We start from the raw sequence: 24,627 nt of genomic DNA on the forward strand, positions 1-24,627 counted from the left end.
AATCTTATTATTGGTTTAACTTTCTTATTTGTCTTATGCCAACTGCTTTGCTGACATTCCTGCTGACAAATATGGAATCAGTAAATCTACGACAGATTTCACATCGACTTCCTTTTCAAACTTACTTTCTGCCAGCTCCGAAAGAGCTTGGCTTGAAGCCATCGTAAATACACAGGTTCCTAACGTGAAGTGCAGTCGCCAAAACAACTGTTCTTCACATAGTTCCGGGTTCGCCTTCATTATCGAGAAAGTGAAAAGGTTCAGTACCTCTTCGTATCTGGTGGTAATGAACCAGCGTAGATGACCTTGAACGTCTGTATAACCGCGGCCAATTAACAACATAAATAGCGCAGTACCATTTGGGCGTACATCGTTTAATGTACGTAAAGGTAATCGCAATGACTCAAAGACATCGTCCATGTTGTAGCTATCGCGCGTGTTTAACTCAATTAATGAAGTCTTAATGCTCGGCATTAGTGCTTCTAAATACCTATCTAAAACCGCTCTAACCAGCGTTTTTTTATCGCCAAAGTGATAGTTTACCGATGCTAAGTTAACGTTAGCTTTACCTGTTATCGTTCTTAGCGAAGTATCATTAAAGCCATGTTCAGCAAAGAGTCCTTCTGCGACATCGAGTATTTTTTCTTTTGTTGATGTTCTCGGGGCCATTTTAATCACTCGTATTAAACAACTGTTTGAAAATATACTCCCGAAACTTAAGATTAACAAATGATTAACATCACACTTTAACCAATTGGTCTGACCAGACAGTAAAAGGTGTGATCTAATCTTTTGAAATTCAATCGAATACTCCAGTGAAGCTTGTCAGAAGAAAACGATCAAATTTCTCAGACCATCGCAATTGAAACGCTAACAATAGCCTTGACGGCTCGGAGTAAGCGACGAGAGTATGAAATACATCTTCGGTTCTAGGGGATATAAAATGAGAAACACCGAAGTTAGTCACTTCACCAAGTTGGTAATCCATCTCGATTTTTCTATTACTTTCGGGTGTGTAAGAAGCTAGAAAGCATTAAGTAGAAATTTTTTGAAAAAAAATGGAACTGTTTGGAAAAGGCTCGGTCTGAATATACGTAACAGTTAGGGCATTTGAAGTTTCACTGGCCGTCAAACTTGTTTCCATCTAATTGTTACGTTGCTGCTTTTTTCTTATTAACTCCTATGTTTGTATCCGCCCAGTCAAATTTTCGGCTGGGCTTTTTTTCGCCTATAGATTTGCCAAGCGCCTCTTTCGATGATTTGCCCCAACTCCATAAGCTAGACCTTAGCTGGTCACAAAAGTAACCAGCCTGAAGTGGTTGATGTGCCGATCTGCAGACATAAAAAAGCCTCCCGAATGGGAGGCTTTACTAAACAGTGTGTATCTTACGCTTGCGCTTTCTTAGGCAAAGAAAAGTGCAGTAACGCGTAGCCAAGTAACGCGGCTGTCGTCGAGCCCATTAAGATACCTAGTCGAGCATAGGTATCAAACTCAGGGCTTACATTTCCAAACGCTAAAGAGGAAATGAATATAGACATTGTAAAACCGATACCACACAACACAGATACCGCAAAGATATGCTTGAAGTTAATGCCTTCCGGTAGCTTAGCTACACCCATTTTTACAGCAGCCCAACTAAAGGTGAAGATACCTAGAGGCTTACCAACCAGTAGCCCCAAAGCAATACCTAATGGCAGCATTGAAGTTAGGCCTGACATCGATACGCCTTCTAGCGAAATCCCCGCATTTGCAAATGCGAATAGAGGTAAGATACCAAATGCCACGTATGGATGAAGTGCATGCTCCATGTGCTTAAGTGGGGAATGTTCGCCCTGTTTACCCTTAAGAGGAATAGCAAAGCCGATCACTACGCCTGCAAGTGTTGCGTGAACACCAGATTTAAGTACCGCAAACCATAAGATCGCGCCGACTATCATGTATGGCGTCAGTTTCGTCACTTCCTTCGCATTCAACATGAACAGGACACCAGTCATGATGAAGCCAACAAGCAGCGCCATGCTAGAAAGATCACCTGTGTAAAACAGTGCAATAATAACAACCACGCCTAAATCGTCGATGATAGCGAGAGCTAACAAAAATACTTTAAGGCTTACTGGTACACGCTTACCTAGTAGCGCCATGATACCTAGAGCAAATGCAATATCCGTCGCAGCTGGAATGGCCCAGCCAGAAACCGCCTCTGGGTCGTTAGCATTAAACGCAACGTAAATAAGAGCAGGGGCTAACATACCACCAACCGCTGCAATCGCAGGGAAAATTGCGGTTTCTTTTGATTTTAGCGCTCCTTCAAGTAGCTCTCGCTTCACTTCAAGGCCAATAAGTAAGAAGAAAACAGCCATTAGGCCGTCATTAATCCAGTGAGAAACTGACATACCGAATACATAAGTATGCAGTACAGATTGATAAGTTTCGCCCAGCGGTGAGTTAGCAATGGTCATCGCAATTGCCGCTGCAATTACGAGAAGAATACCACCTGCTGATTCCATTTTGAAAAAGTCACGAATGACATCGTTCATGGTTTCGTCCTTATATTTATTATCTTAATAAACGATTAACAAAGAGTGATAAGAGTGTATAGCTGTCGAAAACTTTAGAATAATCGCTTCTTCAGAGTATAAACTTCGGTTTTTTCGATGTTAAGTTTACTATACATCGTATTTTCCAACATGACACTCAATTTTGATCGGAGATCGTATTTGTACTTGTCGCACCAAATATTTATCAAGATGATGAGAAAATCAGCATAACACGGCTTGTACCATCATGATAACCCCGTACTTTTGAGAAAAAGCTAGGAAGCTTCGCGCACCAAAAAACCACCCGTAGGGGGTGGTTTTCTTCACAACTCAATAGCCTGTCAGCTGCATAAAGCCCCAAGCCTCATTGGAGCCGGAAGCTAAAGTAGGCCCTTCCCAGTAAGGTATTACAAAGGGTAGCCACATATCTGACTTGATAATGCGGGTAGTCAAATTAATTTGATGCTTCGGAATATTGATAATCCACTGCAAAGGTAACCTTCTTCCATTGGATAAACTGGTCACTTGCATTGGTTTAATACTGATATCATCGTCTGAGAGGTTGATGACTTTACCTGAGCGTGTCGACAACGTGCCAAATACGTGCGGTGTTTGCCCATGATGACGATAACGGCTAACAGTTAATGCTCGACCATCATCTAAATTGAAAACAAACCAATCCCAGCCTTGTTGCCCCTCACCAATTAAGCCGCTGCCCCATTCTTTTTGCGCCCATGCAGAACCCGTCACTGAGAATCGCTTACCATTTAAGCTTAAGCTGCCTTTTACTTTTAAAAATGGAGCACTGAAGCTAAAAGAAGCAACAGATTGCAACGCATGTTTAACTTGGAAGCCTTTGTCTCCATTCACCACAAAGGGGCCGCTTGTCATGGTATTGAGCTCAAGTCCAAACGTATCAGTATTCACATTCAAGTTGCCCGGGAAAGGCGTCGCACCGAGTGATCGCCAAGTCCAATTATCAATCCATAACCTGAAAGGACGATTGATCATACCAGCTTGGCCTATCCCACCTCTAGCTACCCGTTGCTCTTTCCATACATGCGAGCCATGACTGACGACAACATGTGAAATGTACAATTGAGGGTTCTGCCAACCGCTGGTTTCTCGCTCGTCCGTCGCAACCCTGAAATAGCTCCATTGAACATTGTAGATCTTGCCTTGCTCATCTTTTAGCTTCGCAAAGTAGTGCCACCATTCATGCTGATACTCGGGATGAAAGCGAAAGTCTGAGGGTAAAGAGACATGCTCATTAGGTAGTACAGGCTCGAAAATCGTTTGATTTTCACGCGTTAAGATAGAATCAAGTTCGCTTTCTCGTGTTGCTGTCGCCTCTAACCAAAAAGTTGAGTAAAAAGCAGCCCCAGTCAGAAAAGCGAACGTAACAACAATGAGCGTTGAAACCAACAAGCGTTTTTTAGAGCCCATTTTTTTCATTACAACGCGTCCCTTAATGACTTCATCGGTGTACTTTTGATCATTCTAATAACTGGCAATGCGCCAGCAACCATGATGGCAAGCATCGCCCAAGCAATGGTTTGAGCATACTCCCATGGAATCGTTTGAAGCTCTAGAGACCAGCCAAATGATTGCTTAATGATAATATCAACGATCAAATGTGCGAGCGCCAAGCCGAGCGGCACTGCAATAATCGCAGAAATGGCTCCGAAGACGAATAGCTGCAAACCACCTAATACGACAAGTTCTTTTCCGGACACACCCATGCACCTTAATAAGGAAAAATGCCGCTGCCGTGAAAGTTCTCCTGCCAACGTCGCAAAGAATAAACCAAACACTGCAATAATCAGCGTGATATTGCCCAAGGTTCCTGCTATCGCAAAGGTATGATCAAACACTCTCATTGCTTGGCTATAAATATTACCGTTATCAAACACACGATCTTGCGGGAGACGGAATACATTCTCTAAGCGATTTTTCAGCCCTTCTCCATTGACGTTATCTTTTAATACTACGCCAAGACCAACATTACCCGTACCTGCAAATGCATACAGCCAATTCCGGTGCGACATCATCACCTGGTTATATGGGTTTCCATAATCGTAGTAAACGCCTACGACTTGCCAGTCACCACCAAGCGGTTCTTGCAAGTTAATGAAATCGCCAGGGCGGATATCCAGCTTCAAGGCCATCGACTCACTGACCATTAAGCTCTTGGTAGCGTGCAGTTGATACCAGTAATTTGGGACACCTAACTTGACGGTAAGTGAGTCTAACTCACCTTCAGAAGAGCCCGTACTCACAACTTGCAGAGCACCATGCTCGGTCGGCATATCTTTTTCCCAGCGCCACCAAACCGAGTTCACCTCTGGCTGATTCTGGAGCCATGCGCTCATCCTAGCGGCTGAATTGTTGGTCGGATAGATGTACACATCAGCCGCTAATCGCTGATTTAGCCACTTATCGGTTGTATCTCGAAAGCTTCCGACCATCGTTTCTACACCAATGTTTGCCGCCAGCGCTAACATAAACGCCATCGTAGCCACACCGCGATAGCTCATGCTCGCTGCTGCATCAGCAAAAAACCAACGGACACGAACCCATCGCATGGTATAAGAAAAACTTTGGAACATATGCCACATAATAAATGGCATAAACAACGCCACACTAACCAACATCAGCGCAATAATAGCAAAGCCGGTTTCTTGTGTTTTCGGCGCCTGATATACCGCTATTGCAGCGACACAAAACGCACATGCCGCAAGCGCCTGCCAAGAGAACTCTCTTCCAGCAAATCGCATTAGCGACAGTCGAGAAGAAAGGCGGATTGGTTGTGACTTCAACAAACGGATTAATGGCCACAGACACGATATCAACGCACCCATCGCTGCCATGATTAGACTGTATAAGCTAGATTGCCATGACCATCCTATGGTTAAGCCTACGTTGGCATCATACAAATCACTCAGGCTCGAAGACACTGCTGGGATAAGTTCATTTGCTAAGATCAAGCCAAAAAAGTTACCACACGCCCACGCAATAAAGACGAGCAAAGACAACTCTAGCAATAAGGCTTGCGCTAACTGTGTTCCGTTAACACCAGTCTGTCTCAAAATACCTACCAAACGTTGTCGCTGGATGAAAGACAGAGACATCGCTTGATAAAAAATAAACAACCCAACCAAAAACGAGAGCATTCCCATCGCGGTGAGATTCATATGGAATGCGTTAGTTAGCGACTCAAGCTCAGTACGCGTATTCCTAACAAGCGTCATTCCGTTTGGCAACATGTTTTTCAGTGCTATCAGCTTTTCCTCTGGCATTTCGCCACAAGAAATCGCAGACAAACCTGAGCTCCGCTTGAGCATACGCAACAACGATATATCAGTAACCAACCGAGTACCCGAAAGCATCTTGTCCTTATCTACTTGAATAGGCCCAAGACGGCTTCCGTCATTCATCTCAATGAAGTCCCCATCCTGCCAACTCATGTAAGCGGCTAAATCTTGACTAACGAGAATAGGATAAGGAGGCTTCATTAGAGATAAAACAGGCATCTCACCTAGCGATTTTCCTTGTTGTAGTGGGATCATCGCGACAGGATCAATCCCCACCAACATCAGGCTCATATCGGTCTTGGCATCTAGATGAAGCACGTCAAACGGTGCACATTGGTTAAACCCAGCTCGACGTAACTGAATATAGAAACCTTGAGGAATTTTATTGGCAGAGTGCTTCGTTCGGATTCGGTACGGCAAAGGATTGGAGAAAAGCTTTTCACCAGTGGCATAACTTTGTTTTGCATGCTGGTTGATAGAAGTAACACCAACAAGGAGGGACACGCCTAAAGTTAACCCCAGCCAGACAAGAATAATTTGTAGAGGGTAACGACGGTAATGACCGAGTAGTGCCTTAACTACGGGCCATAACATGTAGCTGCCCTCCTTGAAGTCGAATCTTTCCTTCCATATGGGCGGCCACTTTTTCACTGTGCGTCACTAACAGCAAAGTACACTCCAGTTGGCGAGCGAGGCTCGTTAGTAAGCGCATTACTGCTTCTGCGTTTCGCTCGTCTAGGCTACCAGTTGGCTCATCAGCAAGCAGGATTTTTGGCTCCATATAGAGTGCACGAGCAATCGCCGCACGTTGTTGCTGACCACCAGACGCCTCTTCCGGATAACGTCCTAGCAATGGCATTAAGTCCAAAGCAGAAAGAATTTGACGCCACAACTCTTTATCTTCCGGCAGACCTTTTAACTGACGACAAAAACGAATATTGTCGGCAATATTAAGTGTAGGAAGCAGGTTGAATTGTTGGAAGATATTCCCAATATTGTTACGGCGATAAAGGGTTCTTAAATGCTCCGGTGCTTCATGCATAGCAAAATTTGGAAACTGCACTTCACCAGAGTCGGCAGTATCTAATCCGGCGATTAAATTCAGCAGAGTACTTTTACCCGAACCACTTTCTCCCATCAGAGCAACTTGGTCGCCTTGCTGCAATGTTAATTCTGCCCCTTGTAATACAGGGTGAAACTCTCCCCCGTCTACATAGCCTTTACATAGGTCTGACAGTTTTAACATTGATTATGCCGCTCGGATGGTGTTTAAAAATTGGGATCAGAATCTACACTAAAATCCTGTTAGTAGAAAGTATTTTGAATGCTTGATCACACTATGGAAGTACAAATGCAACTCGATTCACTTTCTGTTGCTAATTTTGTTGACGTTTTGAGCAGATTTTTGCAGCCAAAATAAACTCTGTTCCTCCTTACTGGCCAATCAGGTTTTTCATCCATTTTCGGCTAACCATTCTTGGCAAGCAAATCACCCACTTCACAACTTCTTCTGTCAAAAAGAGTAAGTAAACCCATTGTGGGTCCCAATTGAGATAAATCGCTGCAAATGCTGCGAGTGGAATCCCGATCACCCACTGCGCCAAGATGTCTTGATACAAACAAAACTTAACATCACCGCCCGCACGTAATACACCAACAATAGCCATCATCGGCACCGAGCGTAGCACGACACCCAACGCTAGAATCACCATAAACTGTTCAGCTAGCTCGCGAGTGTCCGTTGTCAGTGCACTAAACGCATTAAGGATCCATTGATTTGACACTATCAACAAGACGGCGACCACAAATGCGATAAGCACATTCAAAATGACCGTAGCCCATGCTTGATAATAAACGGGTTCAAAATTACGAGCGCCGAGCTGGTTCCCGACTAGAACTGCAGCCGCATTCGATAAACCAATCATCATCGCCAATGCGATCGACTCAACAGGTGTCATTACGGAAAGTGCCGCCAAACCTTGTACACCTGCTTGCCCCATGATGGCGTGATAAGCAAACAGCCCACCAGCCCACGCCAAGAAGTTAAATGTGGTGGGCAAAGAGAGGCTCAAGAAACGCGTAATTTTATCTAAGACCAATCCTGCGCGTATATCATCCCAACCAAATGCGATTATGTGCTTTTTCAACCATAGATAACCAAACAAGCAACCTACTTCGATCGCGCCACTGATTACCGTTGCGATCGCTGCTCCCGTAATACCCAGAGCAGGAAAGCCTAATTGACCAAAAATTAAAACCCAGTTAAGAAACACATTAGATAAAATGCCTATACCACTAAAAAAAGTGCTTAGGCCTGGTTGGTGCATCGCCCTTAGGCCCACCGACATACTGGCCACACATGCAACAGCAAACATGCTAACCGACGAAATAATGAGATAGCTGGCCCCTAGCTCAATCACTTCTTGTGAATCGGTAGTCAAGCTCATGATGAGTTGTGGAAAAACAACAAACAAAGCAACAGCAATCGCAGCAAACATCATTGCGATCATCCATGTTAAAGCGGTACTGCGACGCACCCCAACTTTATCGCCAGCCCCCCAATATTGAGCGGTTAACAACGCACCGCCCGTTGTCACCCCAACTAACATGATGGTGGTGACGAAAGTCGCGCGCGCAGCAACTCCAACAGCGGCAATTTCAGCTTCACCAAGTTGACCAAGCATAAGAACATCGACGAGGCTTCTGCTAGAAAACATCATGCTTTGCAGTGTAATTGGTAACGCGATTGCAAATAAACGACGTAAGAATGCTTTATCTGCGTGTATTGAGAGTTGAGAAAGAAAAGTCACAAGCGCTCCAACGACAACTTATTGATAGAATGGGGAAAGTGTCTCATGATTATACTCTGTGGTGTTTATTCCACCAACGATAAAAGGACAGATAATGAAAAAGGTGTTGGTGCTAGGCGCCTCGGGTTACATTGGCTCTCAACTTCTTCCGTTACTTTTAGATAAAGGTTACGCCGTCACAGCAGCGGCGCGACATATTGATTATTTAGAGTCAAGAACTCAGCCTCACCCTAATTTAACGTTAAGGTATCTCGACTTGGCTGACGCAGAGACCACGAAGGCTGTAGTGAACGATTTTGATTTAGTCTTTTTTCTCGTGCACGGGATGGCTCAAGGTGATGACTTTGTTGAGTACGAACTAAACCTTGCTTTGAACTTCAAATATGCGTTGGAACAAAGCTCCGTCGAGCATGTTATCTATTTGAGCGCTATTCAACCTCAAACCGGAAACTCTCGCCATTTAGCCGCTCGTAAAGCCACGGGAAAAATAATTCGACAGTCTGGTATTCCAGTAACTGAATTGCGTGCAGGCGTTATCATCGGCCCCGGCTCTGCTGCTTTCGAAATCATGCGTGACTTTGTCTACAACTTACCTATTTTGATCGCGCCTAAATGGGTCGACTCAAAAGCGAACCCTATTGCCTTGCCCAATCTCAACCACTATTTGTTGAAGTTAGCAGAAGCCCCCTCTCCAGAAGAAAGTCAAATTTATGAAGTTGGTGGGCCAGATACACTTAGCTACCGCGAACAGTTCAAAGTCATTTGCCGAATCACGAACAAGCCGTATCGACTGTGGTCGACCCCGCTACTTACTCCGAAAATGGCATCGTACTGGCTAGGTTTAGTTACCTCAGTGCCAACTAGTATCGGTAAAGCATTACTTGCGGGCTTAGAGCACGACTACATTGCAAACTCCAAAGCGATTGAAGAACGATTTCCTCAAACGCTGATCAGCTACGAGCAAGCGGTAACTGATACCATTCAAGATGAAGGCACATTTGTACGCAGTAATGTCTGGGGGTTTGAACCCGCAGCGCTTCGTCGATGGCAACCAGGATATGGCTATTACCCAAAACAAGCTGGAGCGAGCATTAAAACTCATGCCTCCGCTGCGGCATTATGGAAAGTGGCGCAAAAGATCGGGAGTCGCGAAAAAGGCTATTACTTTGCCAACATCTTGTGGCGTACACGTGAATGGCTCGATATCTTTTTTGGTGGCGGAAAACCGATTCGCGTTTCTCCTCCTGGACCAGAGCTTAAAGTCGGTGATTTTATTGACTCTTGGAAAGTGATTCGCTGCGATAATAATCAGTTTCTTTCACTGTTTTTTGGTATGAAAGGCCCAGGCCTTGGGCGTTTAGAAATTACCATCAAAGATCTCGGTGACGAACGAGAGCTGGATATTACCGCCTGGTGGCACCCGCAAGGGTTTCTTGGGCTGCTTTATTGGTTTGCAATGATGCCAGCCCATCTTTTCATATTTAAAGGCATGGTCAAAGCCATCGCGAAAGAAGCAAACCGTTTAGAAAACAAAAAGCCCCAATAACAGGGGCTTCTAAACACTCAAAATGTCACTTTAGTCAGCTTTGAACGAGAGTGGAATTTCGGCTAACTGGTTGCCTTCGTTTGCTGGAAAAATAAGGTACTCGCCATGGTATTTCACCATCGATTTGTAGTCTGTTACCTTATGAACCATAAAGCCCGCTTGCGCTGCTTTCTCAACAAACTCAGCATGATTGCCACGCACAAACCAACTCATTGGCTTTACGAGCAACTCGCCATCAAAACAGCTTTCGCATTGGTCTGCACATAACGCTAAAGAGTTTTGACCTTCAGTGAAGATTTGTACTTTGCCGCACCCAATCAGTTGCTCAGATGTTGAGACTTCCCAGCCTGCTTGCTCCATCAAATCAAGAAAAGACTCAATATCTGAATCTTTGAACACTTTGGAGTCTTCACCTTCAGGGAAGAATTGCGCATAAAAAGAAGAAATACGTTTAAAGATAAACAACAAACCAGCATCGTTCCCCTTTGAGCGACCTGCTTTTTGCCAACGCGTTAAGTCATCGCCTACCGTACGTCCGAAACGTTGTGATTTTAGCGCCTTTGTTACCCAACGCACTAAATAATGGTTATTCGCAACAGGGGCATTGGCTAACTTACCTGAGCGATGCTCTTGATCTAACTCTTCAAGTGCTGAGTTAACCAAGTTTTGAATTTCTTTGGTGTAATTCGACATTACGCCTTTCTTCCTAAAGTCCAATAAAACAGTGCTGAAAGCACAGAACAAGCAAACATTACGATGATCATCGGCCAAGCAACATTCCCGGGCAGTGATGCCACCAGCGCACCAACCAATGAACCGATACCGAATCTTAATGTCCCCGCTAGAGACGACGCCGTACCCGCCATTGATGGGTAACCACTTAAAAGCAGCGCCATCGCGTTACTACCTATCGTCGACAATGTACCGATAAACAGCACAACAAAAGGTACAATGCCCCATAATCCGAAGTCCATTAACCAACTTACGAATAAACCAATCCCCGCCAAAAGTTGCACGAACAACCCAAAACGAAGCATGGCATGGGAACCAACTTTCTTCACCAAGCGACCATTAATACTGGTCATGATGATCATCGCCACAATGTTCAAACCAAATAGGTAACCAAAGTGGTCTGGTCGAACACCATATAAATCAATATAAACAAAAGAACCCGCCGTCAAAAATGCAAACATTCCGGAAAATGAAAACGCACCTGAGAGCATCAAACCGATCGCTTCAGGATTGGAGCATAATCTGGCGTAGTTTCTCAGCGTCGTGCGGAAACGAAGAGGCTGACGATTTTCAGGCTGTAACGTTTCAGGGATTTTCCAAAGTACGAGAAAAATCACAACTACAGCGAAAATAGCTAGTACCCAAAAAATGGAACGCCAACCAAACCAAATCGCGAGATGGCCACCGATCATCGGTGCCACCAACGGCGCAATAGTAATGACCAGAGTAACGAAGGACATTGCGCGTGCAAAGTCTTCACGGTCAAACATGTCACGCACGACAGCTTGGATAATGACCGCCGCTGCCGCGCCAGCAAAACCTTGTGCCGTACGTACATAGGTCAGCGCATCAATGCCATTTGTTGTCGCACTCACAACAGCAGCCAAGCCGAAGAAAAGTACGCCTAAAATCAACACAGGTCTGCGACCAAAGCTATCGGCAAGCGGCCCGTGAATTAACTGGCCGATCGCAAAACCCGCGGTATAAGCCGTCAACGTAATCTGAACCGCGCCAGGCGCGACCCCCAAATCTTTCGCAATTGTTGGCATCGCAGGCAAATACATATCGATCGCCAAAGGCGTCAAAGCACCAATCGCTCCTAGTACCAGAAACAATAGAAAACTGATTTGGGATTGCGGAGCACTTTGAGCTTTTTCTGTCATTCTTTTACCTCTTGTTGGAGCCCTACCGTCAATACTTGCAGAACAAAGTGAAAATAACGGAAGTTCTCATATCGCTGAATGTAGAAGCCAAAAACCTGTTCTATCCAACGTTCGAGAATCATAAGGGCAAATATGTACCAAGGTGTGACCTTGACGAACTCGACATAGAAAAGCATGTGAAAGCGAAATGTGTTTATGGGAAACAAACACAATGCAGTAAAAATGATGGCGTTGACACCATCATTCCATTCACCGTAGCCGAAGGCTTTGCAATAAGAGTATGCATGCATCAGCTAAATGCAAAGGCATATCACTGAGATGAGTAAGCACACCGGAATTGTCTAGGCACTAATTTTGGTAGGAAAATTTATTTTGAGCCAATTCCTACCAAAAGACTAGTTCCTATTAGGAACTAAAGAATTTCCCATGCCGACAATTAATTCCAAATAGAATCAATTTCTTCTTGCGTGAGGTGGCGATAATCACCTGGTTCTAGTGCCTCATCAAGTTCGATAGAACCAATACGCTCACGATGTAAGTACTCAACTTTATTTCCTAACGCCGCGAACATACGTTTCACTTGGTGATACTTACCTTCCACGATAGTTAACAATACTTCATTCTCGGCCTCGTTCACGATTTCCAAACGAGCGGGCAATGTTGCTTCTGATTCATTGCGCAAAATGATGCCTTGTTCGAGCTTTTCCGCGTAATCTGGCTGAATAGCATCGACGAGCCAAACACGGTACGTTTTCTCACACTTATGCTTAGGTGAGGTAATACGGTGAGACCACTTACCATCATCCGTAATCAACACTAAACCAGTTGTGTCGACATCTAATCGGCCCGCAAAGTGAAGGTTTTCAATTTTAGGCTCATCAAGCAATGCGAATGCAGTTTGGTTGTAGCCATCTTCATGTGAACAAACAAAGTCAGCAGGCTTATACAACATAATGTAACGAGGACCAGGAGCACCAATAACACGGTCTTCCCACATCACTTCCGCACCTTCAGGTACTTTAAATGCACCACTTTTTTGAACCTCACTGTCTACGGTGATGTCTCCACTTTTGATGATCTTTGTTGCCTGTTTGCGTGTTGCACCCAGAGCGTCACACAAATATTTATCTAAACGCATGAATACCTCATTGAATTATACCCAAGTGATCTCTAAATCTTGGTTTAAAGGTCACTTGGGTATAAAAGTCAGGTATTATAGCGTTCCTCGTTCGAATAGTTGAGCAATTTCACATATTTTCATGTACACACTTCGTCCTTATCAAGCCGACTCGGTTAAAGCCGTTATTCATTACTTTCGTAAACACTCGACACCAGCAGTGATCGTGCTGCCAACCGGTGCAGGAAAAAGCTTGGTGATCGCAGAACTTGCTCGCCTTGCGAAAGGACGAGTGTTAGTCCTCGCCCACGTAAAAGAACTGGTCGAGCAAAACCACGCAAAGTATGAAGGTTATGGTTTAAAAGGTTCCATCTTCTCAGCAGGATTGGGACGAAAAGAAACTGACCAGCAAGTCGTGTTTGCTTCGGTTCAATCGGTCGTACGTAACTTAGATTCGTTCAAAAACCAGTTTTCTCTGCTCGTTATTGATGAGTGCCATCGTGTGCCAGATGACAAAAACAGCAGCTACCAAAAAGTTATTACTCACTTACGAGAACTGAACCCTGGCATTAAGGTGCTAGGACTAACTGCAACGCCCTATCGTTTAGGAATGGGCTGGATTTATCAGTATCACACCCGAGGTCAAGTGCGAACCGAAGAGCCTCGATTCTTCCGCGATTGTATTTTCGAACTGCCGATCCGTTACTTGCTCGACGAAAACTTCCTCACTCCAGCCCGCATGATGGATGCGCCCGTTTTGTCTTACGACTTCTCTCAGCTGAAGCCCGCTAACACCGGACGCTACAAAGAAGCAGAAATGGACATGGTGATCGATAAAGCCAAACGTGCGACTCCACAAATTGTTGAGCAAATCATGCAATATGCGAAAGAGCGTCAAGGTGTCATGATCTTCGCTGCAACTGTTCGACACGCACAGGAGATACACAGTTTATTGCCAGAAGGCGAAACTGAAATCGTCATTGGTGATACACCTACGCCGGAGCGCGATGCGATCATCCAAGCGTTCAAGAATCGTCAAATAAAATACTTAGTCAATGTTTCGGTACTGACAACCGGGTTTGATGCGCCGCATGTCGATTTAATCGCGATTTTGCGACCAACAGAGTCAGTCAGTCTGTACCAACAGATAGTAGGACGAGGATTACGCTTATCAGACGGAAAATCAGAATGTTTAGTGCTTGATTACGCAGGCAACAGCTACGATTTATACCAACCTGAAGTCGGTGATCCCAAACCAGACTCTGACAGTGAAATTATCACGATTCCTTGCCCGGCTTGCGGATTCAATAACAACTTCTGGGGTAAGTTGGATAGTAACGGTTTCTTGGTTGAACATTTTGGCAGACGTTGCCAAGGTTACTTTGAAGATGAAGACACAGGCGAACGTGAACACTGTGGCTACCGTTTTCGTGCCAAATACTGCGGTGAATGTGGTGCGGACAACGATATCGCTGCACGAATTTGTCATGAGTGTGATGCGACGCTCGTAGACCCAGATAAAAAGCTAAAAGAAGCCCTTAATCTCAAAGATGCATTAATCTTTGAATGCACAGAAATGGACCTATCTGTATTTAAGTCCAGTGATGGTAAATCTCAGCTAAAGGTGACGTATTCTGGTGAACCATACCAAGGCGAAGGCAATGCGTTAGTTCATGAGTTTTGGTCATTGAGTACCAAAAAACAAAAACAAACGTTTAAAGATCAGTTCGTACGCCCCCACTTAGCAGACAAGCATCGCCCTTTTGAAGAGGCTTCACCGACACGCGTTGTCGCTAATCAACATCGTTTCCGTTTGCCTCAGTTTGTTATTGCTAGAAAATCTGGTCGCTTTTGGAAGCTGCGAGATAAAATTTTTGAAGATGAGTTGAAATAACATCCACAACACATGGCAAAACTTAATTAGCTGATTCACTCTCTGTTCATCTATATCCGATATACTGCGGCTAACGCTCCAGAAAAGGTTTGACTATGTATAAAGCAACGACTTCTCTACATTCTGCGTTACTTTTCGGCCTTATTGCGACATTCATGTGTGCACCAAGTTTTGCCAAGCATGACAACGAGTACACATCACAAAATGGCCACGCCATCGTGCAAGATGTCGAAAAGCCAGGAACACGCATCGAATTCGATGAAGATCAAGATGAGGTCTATCGCGCGGTTCAACAAGGATATATACGACCATTTTCGGAACTTTACGCCGCAGTAGAAAACGACTTATACGGCCGCATCATCAAGGTCGAGCTTGAAGAAGATGATGATGCTTGGGTGTATGAATTGAAAATTCTGTACAACAATAGCGTCCTGAAAGTTGAGTACGACGCCGCCACGCTGGAAATGCTTGAGATCAAAGGTCGCAGCTTTAACAAAGCGTTAAAGCCGCAAAACAACTAAACTTGTCTAATGCGTAATCCAGACACGATGCGTAACTTACTTCGATAAAAATCCAAACATAATAAGAATCATCAATATGAAAATACTTGTTGTTGAAGATGATCCTCGTTTAGGCGAGCAAATCATCGAAACATTAGAAAGTACCGGCTGGGTACCAGAATTGTCCCAAGATGGCATAGACGCTCTGTATCGCGCGACTTCGGAAGAATGGGACGCCATTGTTCTTGACCTCGGCTTGCCAAAACTGGATGGTCTTACCGTCCTAAAAGGCATCCGAGATGAAAACATTAATACTCCTGTCGTGATTTTAAGCGCTCGCGACACCCTAACGCAGCGAGTTGAAGGCTTAAACGCAGGTGCAGACGATTACCTAACTAAACCATTTGAAATGGTTGAGCTTATCGCTCGTATTCGTGCACAGCTTCGAAGAGCCTCTGGTAATGCCTCTCCTGTGATGCAAATTGGCGACTTGAGCTTGGATACACGCACTTCTAAAGTCATGTGGCAAGGGCAAGCGGTAAGCTTGACGGCGCTAGAGTATAAAGTGGTCGCTTACTTTATGCATAACCCGGAAAAAGTGATTTCTCGAACCGAACTCGTCGAGCACATTTACAAACAAGACTTTGATCGTGACTCCAACACAATCGAAGTTTTTATCGGCCGAATTCGCAAAAAAATCGCACCAAAGATCATCAAAACTGTCCGAGGGTTGGGATACCAATTAAATGCCGAATAGAAACAGGCTACCGTTGAACGCAATAAAACGACTGAGTATCAAAAGTCGCCTCGTTTTAGCGGCGATCGTTTGGTTAACGGCAATGATCCTCGCCGCTGGTGTGACGATACCGACGCAGGTCTACAACTATATGGTTGATGACACTCGCTCACAGCTCAGCATTTTTATGGATGAAGTCGCAGCACAGTTAGAAGTCGATAACACCGGGCATCTTTCACTCGCAGCTCAGCTATCAGACCCTCGATTTAACCGACCTTACAGTGGTTTGTATTGGAGTGCCTCTACAGAGGCAAGCCTCGAACGTTCTCGTTCGTTGTGGGACAAAAAAATCGAATACAAAGGTTTGGATAAAGATGCGTATGGAGCAAGAGGCGAAAAACTAATTACGCTAGAAAAAGCACTGTATCTTCCTGATTACGATGGTCCTATTCACATTATTATTGGTATTGACGAAGAGCCCATTAAAAATACCCTTCAAACGTTAATCGGCCAACTTTGGCTTATTTTGGGTTTATTATTCGCGGGCGTACTTACCGTCATTTTACTGCAAATTGCTTGGTCATTGAGTCCGCTTACAAAGCTACAAAAAGAATTAGCCGAGCTGAAGTCTGGTAATAAAAAGAGTCTAGAAGAAACCTACCCAAAAGAGATTTCTCCTCTAATCTTCGACCTCAACGCTCTGCTGTTCCATTACCAAGAATTACTAGAGAGAGCTCGCAATCATGCAGGTAACCTATCTCATGCACTTAAAACGCCACTTTCTGTTCTAAAAAATGAAGTTCAGACGTTAGAACCTGAGGCACAATCCCGTCTCAGAGCTCCAATCAATCAAATACAAGACCATATCGATTACCATTTGGGTCGTGCCCGTATGGCCGGATCGATGAACATATTATCAGTGAAGTCGAACCCAGCAGATCGTGTGGATGCTATCTCAATGGCGTTTGATAAAGTGTATGCGAGCCGAAGCATTACCTTAATTAATGAACTTGATTCAGAGCTGAATGTAGCAGTAGAGCAGACCGATCTCGATGAAATGCTAGGTAACTTGCTAGAAAATGGCTATAAGTGGGCCAACAGCATGATTCGTGTGCACTCCTCTCAGGATAAGGAAAATATACACATCATTATTGAAGATGATGGGCCAGGCATCCCTAAAGAGAAACTGAGTCAAGTAATCAAGAGAGGAGTTAGATTGGATGAAACAACCCCTGGCTCAGGTCTTGGTCTAAACATAGTCAGTGAAATGGCACACAGTTACCGAGGTCAGTTAACATTGGATACAAGCGCTTTAGGTGGATTAAAAGCATCTTTAGTCTTACATCTCAGCCGAACATAAAGCATATAACACATAAACTTTGTTTTTCGGACCATGATCAGTAAACCGATGAAAATGAAGTCGATGTGAACAAAATCCAAGCAAAGCGTTAAAAGGGATAGCCTTCCACCCCGCTAAATCATACCTTTTTGTTGATTTGGATACGATTTGGGTTGCCCATTTATAATTGGAATGATAGTATCCGCGCTCGCTTGAACAGTTCCTGTTTCAAGCTTTACCACGAACAACAAGGTCGCATTGTTGATTGTGAACATTTGATTTTTACTAATTTGAGAGTAAATACTATGAAATTCGAAGCAGTAGTACGTACTGAACTAGGTAAAGGTGCGAGCCGCCGCCTACGTCACGCTGGCAAATTCCCTGCAGTTGTATACGGCGGTGAAGAAGCAGCAGTAGCTATCGTTCTTAACCACGACGACATCGTAAACCAAATGGACAAGCCTGAATTCTACGAAGGCATCGTTCTAGTTATCGATGGCAAAGAAGTTAAAGTTAAGCCACAAGACGTTCAACGTCACGCGTTCAAGCCAAAAGTTGAACACATGGACTTCATCCGCATCTAATTCCCTACCAAGGAATTAATCGGATTAAATCCAAACCTTTTGCATAAAAGATAATCGGACTTACCAACCGAGACATCTAAAAAATTTCAAAACCCCGGAGTCTTACCACCTCCGGGGTTTTACTATATTTAGCATATAGCATTTGATTTATGAGCGGGCAATATACTTCACTAAAGTGAGATCGGTCAGCGTCATACTCTCAATCACTTCCGACTCTTCCTCTCCAGTACGCACAAAACCACACTTCTTGTAAAAGTTAAGCCCCTGTTGATTAGTATCCAGTGCTTTCAAACTGATCTGCATAACTGACGTAGAGAGCAAACGTGTCTCTAACTCATCTAACAGTGCACTTCCTGCTCCTTGCCCATAATGTAGCGGCGTAACGTAGCAACATGTCACTAATGCCGTTTTATCTTCGCTGGTGTGGTTAGGTAACTCGTAACTTAAAAAGCCAACAATTTCTCCTTGCCTCTCAACTACGATCAATTGGGCCAGTTGCTCCGTCATCACTCGTGCCCACATCCTTTCTCGACGCTCAATCGTAAACTGCTCTATGTAGCTCTTTGGCATTAATCCTTTATACGTCACCTGCCAAGAATCAACGTGTATCTTGGCGATTTGGGCTGCTTCCTTTTTGAGTGCGTCCCTTACTGTGTATCTCATAAGCATCCTTTATTAGCGTTCACCACTTACAAATTCTTTTAACCCTACCCTTTAAACCAAAGCTCAAAGATAACAGCTACAGTCGCAACGCTTTACATTAATCCATTTCATTTTCATTAATTAAATGATAGTTCACATCATAATATTCGAAGAAGAACGATCCATTATTTACTTTTCATTTTGACTCATTAGGTTGAATCTATTTGTTTAAACACTCGAGTGTCAAATGCGGAATAAGCACGATAAGGTATCGGATGAGGATAAATAAACGATGCCTAAAGCATAAGGTTTCTAAACGATCGCAATTATAGTAAAGAGATAAATACAATTTTTGATAGAGTTAGGCAGAATAAAGCCATAATCAAATGAGTTTCAATTCTGTGCTGTTCATTATGCATACAAACCGAGCCCCTCATCATTAGAGCGAAAATTTATAACGATTTGTGTCATACCTATTAGGGAAAACATAAACTTGGCAAAATTATCACCAAAATCAGCGTAATACTTCGCAAAAATGCGCATTGATTCACACAAACAACACACATTCAATTAACTACCTCACAAAAAATAGAGCTAGCTATATAAAATAAATACTAAATACCAATTCTGTTTATTTATAGACGTAGTTTGCAGGCTTATTAATTCATTTCTCCGATAGAAGTATAAATAAGAGATAGATCACTAAAGTTTCACATTAATTCCGTATATTTCACGCCGTAACAATAACAAAATCACAAAGAAAGGATCCCTTATGAAGTTTTCCAAATCTCTTTTGGTAGTGGCAGTGGGCGCTGCGCTAGCAGGATGCGGCTCAGACAGCGACAATTCTCCAGTAACCTGCGAGACTGCAGATTCTTGTACTAAGTTCACCGTTCTCCACACTAACGATAACCATGGTCGCTTTTGGCATAACAGCGACGGCGAATACGGCATGGCTGCGCGTCACACTTTAATCGAATCTATCCGCGCAGAAGTCGAAGCAAAAGGCGGTGAAACCATTCTGCTATCTGGCGGTGATATTAATACCGGTGTACCAGAATCAGACATGCAAGATGCGGTTCCAGACTTCGTAGGGATGAACCTACTTGGTTACGATGCAATGGCTGTCGGTAACCACGAATTTGATAACTCACTAGATATTCTCGATATGCAAGCCGAGCTAGCTGACTTCCCTATGCTGGCTGCGAATATCTATAAAAAAGATACAAACGAGCGTTACTTCGCCCCTTACAAAGTATTTACTATCAACGGCCTTAAGATCGCTGTTATTGGTCTAACAACGCAAGACACTGCGAAGCTAGTCAATCCAGACAACGTATCAAACATCCACTTCGAAGACCCTCAAGTAGAAATCAAAAAGGTACTGAAGGAAATCGAAGAGAACGAAAAGGTAGACCTAGTATTTGCAACGACGCACATGGGTCACTACGAAGATGGTAAAAACGGTAGTGAAGCACCAGGTGACGTGAAACTCGCTCGCTCTCTTGAAGAAGGACAGCTAAACGCTATCATCGGTGGTCACTCGCAAAACCCTGTATGTATGGAACCAGGTACCAATGAGTATGCTGATTTCAAACCTGGGGATGATTGTGCCCCAGACCAACAAAAAGGCACTTGGATTATGCAAGCGCATGAGTGGGGTAAATATGTGGGTCGTGCAGACTTCGAATACTACGACGGCAAGCTTCACTTAGCGAATTACGCACTGATTCCTGTAAACCTTCTAGACGAAAACGATGAAGTTATCGGTGAACGAATTCAACAAGATGCAACGGTAAAAGCGTTACTACTGCCATACCAACAACAAGGTCAAGAGTTATTAGATGAGAAGATTTCTAATACGACGGGTAAGTTAGAAGGTGATCGTAACGTAGTTCGCTCTCAACAAACTAACCTAGGTCACCTACTCGGCGAGGCATACCGTACTTACAAAACGGTAAATGCTGACTTTGGTGTGATGAACTCTGGCGGCGTGCGTGATTCAATCCAAGATGGTGATATCACTTACCGTGACGTACTAACGGTTCAGCCATTTGGTAACTTCGTGACTAAAGCAACTATGACAGGTAAAGAAGTTAAAGAATACCTAGACGTGGTTGCGACGAAATCTGCAGGGTCTGGTGCTTACGCTCAACTAGATAACATCACTTTAGATGTAAATTGTGATGCTGGCTCAGTAACCATTACCGATATTAACAATAAAGGCTTCGATCTAAACGAAACGTACACATTCTCTGTAATCAGCTTCAGTGCTGCTGGTGGCGATAACTATCCAATCATCGATGTTCAATCTACACAGCTAACTGATGCATACGTTTTGCGCGAGTTCTTCGTAAACAACCCACAAATCTCTGCGGATAACTACAACAAGAACTTAGAGAACATCAAATACTTCAGTAATGGCCAACCAGTAAAAGGCTGTCCTGCATCTGGTAGCTAATACTAAACACCTTCCCCCTGGCACTAAGAGCTTTTACAAGCAATTTCGTCAGGGCTTTCCTCAAAACCGAAGCTTTGTGCTTCGGTTTTTTATTTTCGATAAATTACTGAAAACTCTCCACCTTCACAATATGTTCAAAAATTGTTCATTTGTGTTATTGACGCCCCTGTGTTGGGCTTCTATGTTTGATAAGGTCTTTTAAATATGCAGGTTCATCGGCTAAATTTCGCGAAACATTTTTAATAGCATAGTCAATGATTCTGAGAAAGATGTGAATGGCGTTACAAACACTGCTCTCAAACAATTTGTCTTTGGACTTCAAACGATGGTGATGTGCCTCCACGCGCACACTAATGAGCAGCGATCTGGACGTCAATGTGTTCAAACTGCTGCCATCGAGTTCTGGAGGTCAAAAATGAAACGAGCCAGCAATAGCTACAGACTCCAAATGATCAAAGAAGTAGTTACCCGTAGAGAGCGTGAAGCTTGTACGGATCCTATGGCGAGATATATTCATCAACTGATGGATGAACGCCCAACAAGTAAATTAGATGTTGAATTCAATCATCGATTTTCAGGAAATCACTTCGACGAACAAGCGGGAGGCTGGGTTAGCGACCGTTGGTCGATGAAATAACGCCAATTACCGCTCTATAGGGAAAATGGATAGGAGATTCCCGGTTCTTAAAGGACACCTTGCCGGACCGGGAATATGTAAAAGCCTAATCAGAACCGAAAGCGAAGGCGTAACCCCACAGACTGAACAAGAATTCTAGAATAAGTCTTGTTGAGGCGATGACTCATCTTGAAGCTGTTCTGGCTTCGTCTTCCCGGCCAACATCTTTCTTCTGTACCTTTGACGACACAACTTAATAACGTGCAACTGCTGAGCGGGGGTTAAGTTAAGCCAATTAAACCTTTCCTCTCTCTTTCTCATACACCCCTTGCAATACCCTTTTTCATCGGAGGTACATACTCCAACACAAGGGCTTGGGACAGTAAAAAACTCCAGTTGCTCCATACTAAAACCGCTCTTTCCATATTAGGGCGTATTGGCCTAGTTTAAATAATGAGAAGATTAGTCAGCAACAAAACTTGCTATATACTTCGTTATGTCAAAAACATACGAAACCATAACCTTATGCTGACAAAAACAGTGTTTTATTACTTATACTTACCGCGTTTATAAAAACGGAGTCTATAAAATGAAGCTTAGCCTAAAAACGTTAGTTACAGCAATCTCTCTCCCTGTTCTTATGACTGCTTGTGCTAGCAACGGTGATGATGTGAAAGAAATAACGGCTCAAGATTTGCAGCACCACAACTGGGAACTTGTTCAAGTTGATGGCAAAAATATCGTTCTAGACGAACACCAAAAAGCGGCTCGCCTAGAAATCGGTGAAAATCTAACCGCAAACGGCAACGCAGGTTGTAACAACTTCTTCGGTCAAGCCGAGTTGAAAAACAACCAACTACGCATCGAAAAAATGGGCATGACCATGAAGATGTGTATGGAAGATCAAATGAAGATCGAAAACGCAATGACACAAACACTATCTAACTGGAGCGATATCACGCTAACTAAAGATGGTCTTGTTCTGAAAAGTGCCGATCACGAATTGACGTTTACACTACGTGACTGGGTAAACTAATCCCAACTAAGTAAACCAGATAGTATCTTAAAGCAGCCAAACGGCTGCTTTTTTTATATCGATGAATCGTTAGTCATGCATGCCAAAGTCATTTAAATGGCCAACTTTCTTTCTCTTTTCGCCCTCAATTCCATGCTTTAAACATCAATTTTGCTCTGTAAAACAACCTATTCATATCTCTGGGGACAATAATTTTCAATTACTTGAAAGAATATCCTCAAACAAACGGTCCGCTCCTAAAATGACACCAAATTTGTCCTTTCTTCGTTTTGCTTCACATTGAGAGTAATTCTTTGAATCAATGAGTGATTCCGTTTGGGATTGGCATTGATAATAGAGAGAGATGAATTACTATCCTTGTAACAGAGCGGAACGACTTGCGAAAACGTCAATAGAAACGAAAGCAAGCACCAAAAGACATAACACGGAATAGATATGAAAAAGCTACTCAGCAGCATTGGCATTTTAGCCACGACTTTTGCGACACCTTCTTTTGCCGATTCATCAGTGAATAGCGAATGGCAAAAAATCGAACAACAAGCCGACGGGCAATCCGTCTACTTTCATGCTTGGGGCGGAAGCCAAGAAATTAATCGCTACATACAGTGGGCGAGTAGAGAGCTAAAATCACGTTATAACGTGACGCTAAACCACGTTAAAGTAACTGATATTTCTGAGACCACTACTCGACTTATCGCAGAAAAAGCGGCAGGCAAAAACAGCGGTGGCAGTGTTGATATGGTTTGGATCAATGGCGAAAACTTCAAATCAATGAAGGATAACCAATTGCTATTTGGTCCTTTTGTCGAAGGTTTGCCAAGCTGGCAATATGTGGATAAATCTCTACCAATTTATGTGGACTTCTCCGAGCCAACAGAAGGTCTAGAAGCACCTTGGGGAGTAGGACAATTAGTGTTTATCCATGACGAGCAAACCCTCCATAACCCTCCAAAATCATTCGCAGAAATGCTGAGCTATGCAAAAGCGTTCCCGAATCGCCTGACTTACCCTCGACCACCAGAGTTTCATGGCACAAGCTTTATCAAAGCATTACTCATTGAACTGTCTAACAACACCCCTGAGCTGCAACAACCAGTTACCGATGACACGTTTGAGCAAGTCACTCAACCGCTGTGGTCTTATCTAGATGAGTTCCATAAAGTCGCTTGGCGCGGTGGTAAGCAGTTTCCAGGCGGTACAGCAGAAACCCTTCAGCTACTAGATGATGGTCAGACTGACCTGGCGATTACCTTTAACCCGAACGCGGTTTTCTCTGCGCAGTCGAGCGGTAATCTTGCAGAGAGCACCAAAGCGTACGCAATGGACGCAGGAGCACTCTCAAATATCCACTTTTTAGCGATTCCTTGGAACGCAAATGCCAGTGCTGGTGCACAAGTTGCGATAAACTTTTTATTGAGCCCTGAAGCACAGTCTCGCAAAGGTAACCTAAACATCTGGGGCGACCCTTCGGTACTAAGCAACCAATACCTAACTGGTTCGGCCAAAAACACTCAACAATTCAAATCTATCGCTGAGCCACATCCAAGTTGGCAAGCGGCGTTAGAAAAAGAATGGTTGAAACGCTACGGGAATTAGTAA

The 24,627-nt window shown here is 43.8% G+C and carries 21 protein-coding genes; 10 read left to right on the plus strand and 11 right to left on the minus strand.

The features are described 5' to 3' along the window. Positions 1–33: 33 nt before the first annotated feature. The 6 genes from R7Z41_RS00715 to R7Z41_RS00740 all read right to left on the minus strand — a co-directional run bounded on the left by R7Z41_RS00715 (position 34) and on the right by R7Z41_RS00740 (position 8,662). A complete protein-coding gene (locus R7Z41_RS00715; protein WP_005378033.1) occupies positions 34–669 on the minus strand; it encodes a TetR/AcrR family transcriptional regulator in 636 nt (211 codons plus the stop codon). 717 nt (positions 670–1,386) lie between these two features. Further along, complete coding sequence (nhaA, locus tag R7Z41_RS00720; protein WP_005378034.1) at positions 1,387–2,538, minus strand: Na+/H+ antiporter NhaA; 1,152 nt, start codon at positions 2,536–2,538, stop codon at positions 1,387–1,389. Between the two features lie 330 nt (positions 2,539–2,868). After that, on the minus strand, positions 2,869–3,993 hold the full coding sequence (locus tag R7Z41_RS00725; protein WP_042521997.1) for a lipocalin-like domain-containing protein: 1,125 nt from the start codon (positions 3,991–3,993) through the stop codon (positions 2,869–2,871). Continuing rightward, positions 3,993–6,446 (minus strand): ABC transporter permease, encoded by a 2,454-nt coding sequence (locus R7Z41_RS00730; RefSeq protein ID WP_005378038.1) that lies wholly within the window; start codon positions 6,444–6,446, stop codon positions 3,993–3,995. The genes R7Z41_RS00725 and R7Z41_RS00730 overlap by 1 nt, the downstream gene beginning before the upstream one ends. After that, positions 6,427–7,098, minus strand: a complete 672-nt coding sequence (locus R7Z41_RS00735; RefSeq protein ID WP_005378040.1) for an ABC transporter ATP-binding protein — start codon at positions 7,096–7,098, stop codon at positions 6,427–6,429. Before R7Z41_RS00735 ends, R7Z41_RS00730 begins: the two co-directional genes overlap by 20 nt. 187 nt (positions 7,099–7,285) lie before the next feature. After that, the gene (locus tag R7Z41_RS00740) at positions 7,286–8,662 is read right to left on the minus strand and encodes an MATE family efflux transporter (protein ID WP_172563313.1); all 1,377 of its coding nucleotides are present in this window, start codon (positions 8,660–8,662) and stop codon (positions 7,286–7,288) included. A 94-nt stretch (positions 8,663–8,756) separates the two neighbouring features. Here R7Z41_RS00740 and R7Z41_RS00745 point away from each other — a divergent pair, with 94 nt between their 5' ends. After that, on the plus strand, positions 8,757–10,208 hold the full coding sequence (locus tag R7Z41_RS00745; protein WP_065274393.1) for a DUF2867 domain-containing protein: 1,452 nt from the start codon (positions 8,757–8,759) through the stop codon (positions 10,206–10,208). 30 nt (positions 10,209–10,238) lie between these two features. Here the strand turns inward: R7Z41_RS00745 and R7Z41_RS00750 are convergent, their stop codons facing one another. The 3 genes from R7Z41_RS00750 to rsuA all read right to left on the minus strand — a co-directional run bounded on the left by R7Z41_RS00750 (position 10,239) and on the right by rsuA (position 13,241). Further along, the gene (locus tag R7Z41_RS00750; RefSeq protein WP_017820847.1) at positions 10,239–10,901 is read right to left on the minus strand and encodes a DUF2913 family protein; all 663 of its coding nucleotides are present in this window, start codon (positions 10,899–10,901) and stop codon (positions 10,239–10,241) included. Next, a complete protein-coding gene (locus R7Z41_RS00755) occupies positions 10,901–12,103 on the minus strand; it encodes a Bcr/CflA family multidrug efflux MFS transporter (protein WP_017820848.1) in 1,203 nt (400 codons plus the stop codon). Before R7Z41_RS00755 ends, R7Z41_RS00750 begins: the two co-directional genes overlap by 1 nt. A 436-nt stretch (positions 12,104–12,539) precedes the next feature. Continuing rightward, positions 12,540–13,241, minus strand: a complete 702-nt coding sequence (rsuA, locus tag R7Z41_RS00760; RefSeq protein WP_206969800.1) for a 16S rRNA pseudouridine(516) synthase RsuA — start codon at positions 13,239–13,241, stop codon at positions 12,540–12,542. Positions 13,242–13,362: 121 nt separating this feature from the next. On the opposite strand from rsuA, the gene R7Z41_RS00765 reads away from it, so the two are divergent. The 5 genes from R7Z41_RS00765 (at position 13,363) to rplY (ending at position 18,273) form a co-directional block, all read left to right on the plus strand. After that, positions 13,363–15,114 carry a DEAD/DEAH box helicase gene (locus tag R7Z41_RS00765; protein ID WP_021707635.1) on the plus strand — a complete coding sequence of 584 codons (1,752 nt, stop codon included), beginning with the start codon at positions 13,363–13,365 and terminating at the stop codon, positions 15,112–15,114. 155 nt (positions 15,115–15,269) lie between these two features. Beyond that, a complete protein-coding gene (locus tag R7Z41_RS00770) occupies positions 15,270–15,635 on the plus strand; it encodes a PepSY domain-containing protein (RefSeq protein WP_372036143.1) in 366 nt (121 codons plus the stop codon). 76 nt (positions 15,636–15,711) lie between these two features. Beyond that, complete coding sequence (locus tag R7Z41_RS00775) at positions 15,712–16,371, plus strand: response regulator transcription factor (RefSeq protein WP_005378073.1); 660 nt, start codon at positions 15,712–15,714, stop codon at positions 16,369–16,371. Then, entirely contained in the window at positions 16,361–17,710 is a 1,350-nt protein-coding gene (locus R7Z41_RS00780) for an ATP-binding protein (protein WP_005378071.1), read from the plus strand. The genes R7Z41_RS00775 and R7Z41_RS00780 overlap by 11 nt, the downstream gene beginning before the upstream one ends. Before the next feature lie 284 nt (positions 17,711–17,994). Continuing rightward, on the plus strand, positions 17,995–18,273 hold the full coding sequence (rplY, locus tag R7Z41_RS00785; RefSeq protein ID WP_005378066.1) for a 50S ribosomal protein L25: 279 nt from the start codon (positions 17,995–17,997) through the stop codon (positions 18,271–18,273). A 147-nt stretch (positions 18,274–18,420) separates the two neighbouring features. Here rplY and R7Z41_RS00790 read toward each other — a convergent pair whose 3' ends face one another. After that, on the minus strand, positions 18,421–18,936 hold the full coding sequence (locus R7Z41_RS00790; RefSeq protein ID WP_206969796.1) for a GNAT family N-acetyltransferase: 516 nt from the start codon (positions 18,934–18,936) through the stop codon (positions 18,421–18,423). Positions 18,937–19,687: 751 nt separating this feature from the next. On the opposite strand from R7Z41_RS00790, the gene ushA reads away from it, so the two are divergent. Next, complete coding sequence (gene ushA, locus R7Z41_RS00795; protein WP_182016159.1) at positions 19,688–21,376, plus strand: bifunctional UDP-sugar hydrolase/5'-nucleotidase UshA; 1,689 nt, start codon at positions 19,688–19,690, stop codon at positions 21,374–21,376. 415 nt (positions 21,377–21,791) lie between these two features. Then, the gene (locus R7Z41_RS00800; RefSeq protein ID WP_005386686.1) at positions 21,792–22,013 is read left to right on the plus strand and encodes a hypothetical protein; all 222 of its coding nucleotides are present in this window, start codon (positions 21,792–21,794) and stop codon (positions 22,011–22,013) included. A 135-nt stretch (positions 22,014–22,148) separates the two neighbouring features. On the opposite strand, the gene R7Z41_RS00805 is transcribed toward R7Z41_RS00800, so the two are convergent. Next, entirely contained in the window at positions 22,149–22,397 is a 249-nt protein-coding gene (locus R7Z41_RS00805; protein ID WP_005378062.1) for a DUF1289 domain-containing protein, read from the minus strand. 184 nt (positions 22,398–22,581) lie between these two features. On the opposite strand from R7Z41_RS00805, the gene R7Z41_RS00810 reads away from it, so the two are divergent. Further along, a complete protein-coding gene (locus R7Z41_RS00810; protein WP_005378077.1) occupies positions 22,582–23,028 on the plus strand; it encodes an META domain-containing protein in 447 nt (148 codons plus the stop codon). A 435-nt stretch (positions 23,029–23,463) separates the two neighbouring features. Continuing rightward, positions 23,464–24,624 carry an ABC transporter substrate-binding protein gene (locus tag R7Z41_RS00815; protein WP_213885366.1) on the plus strand — a complete coding sequence of 387 codons (1,161 nt, stop codon included), beginning with the start codon at positions 23,464–23,466 and terminating at the stop codon, positions 24,622–24,624. The last annotated feature ends 3 nt before the right edge of the window (positions 24,625–24,627 follow it).

Source organism: Vibrio sp. 1457, from assembly GCF_033340195.1.
Taxonomy (GTDB): Bacteria; Pseudomonadota; Gammaproteobacteria; order Enterobacterales; family Vibrionaceae; genus Vibrio; species Vibrio alginolyticus.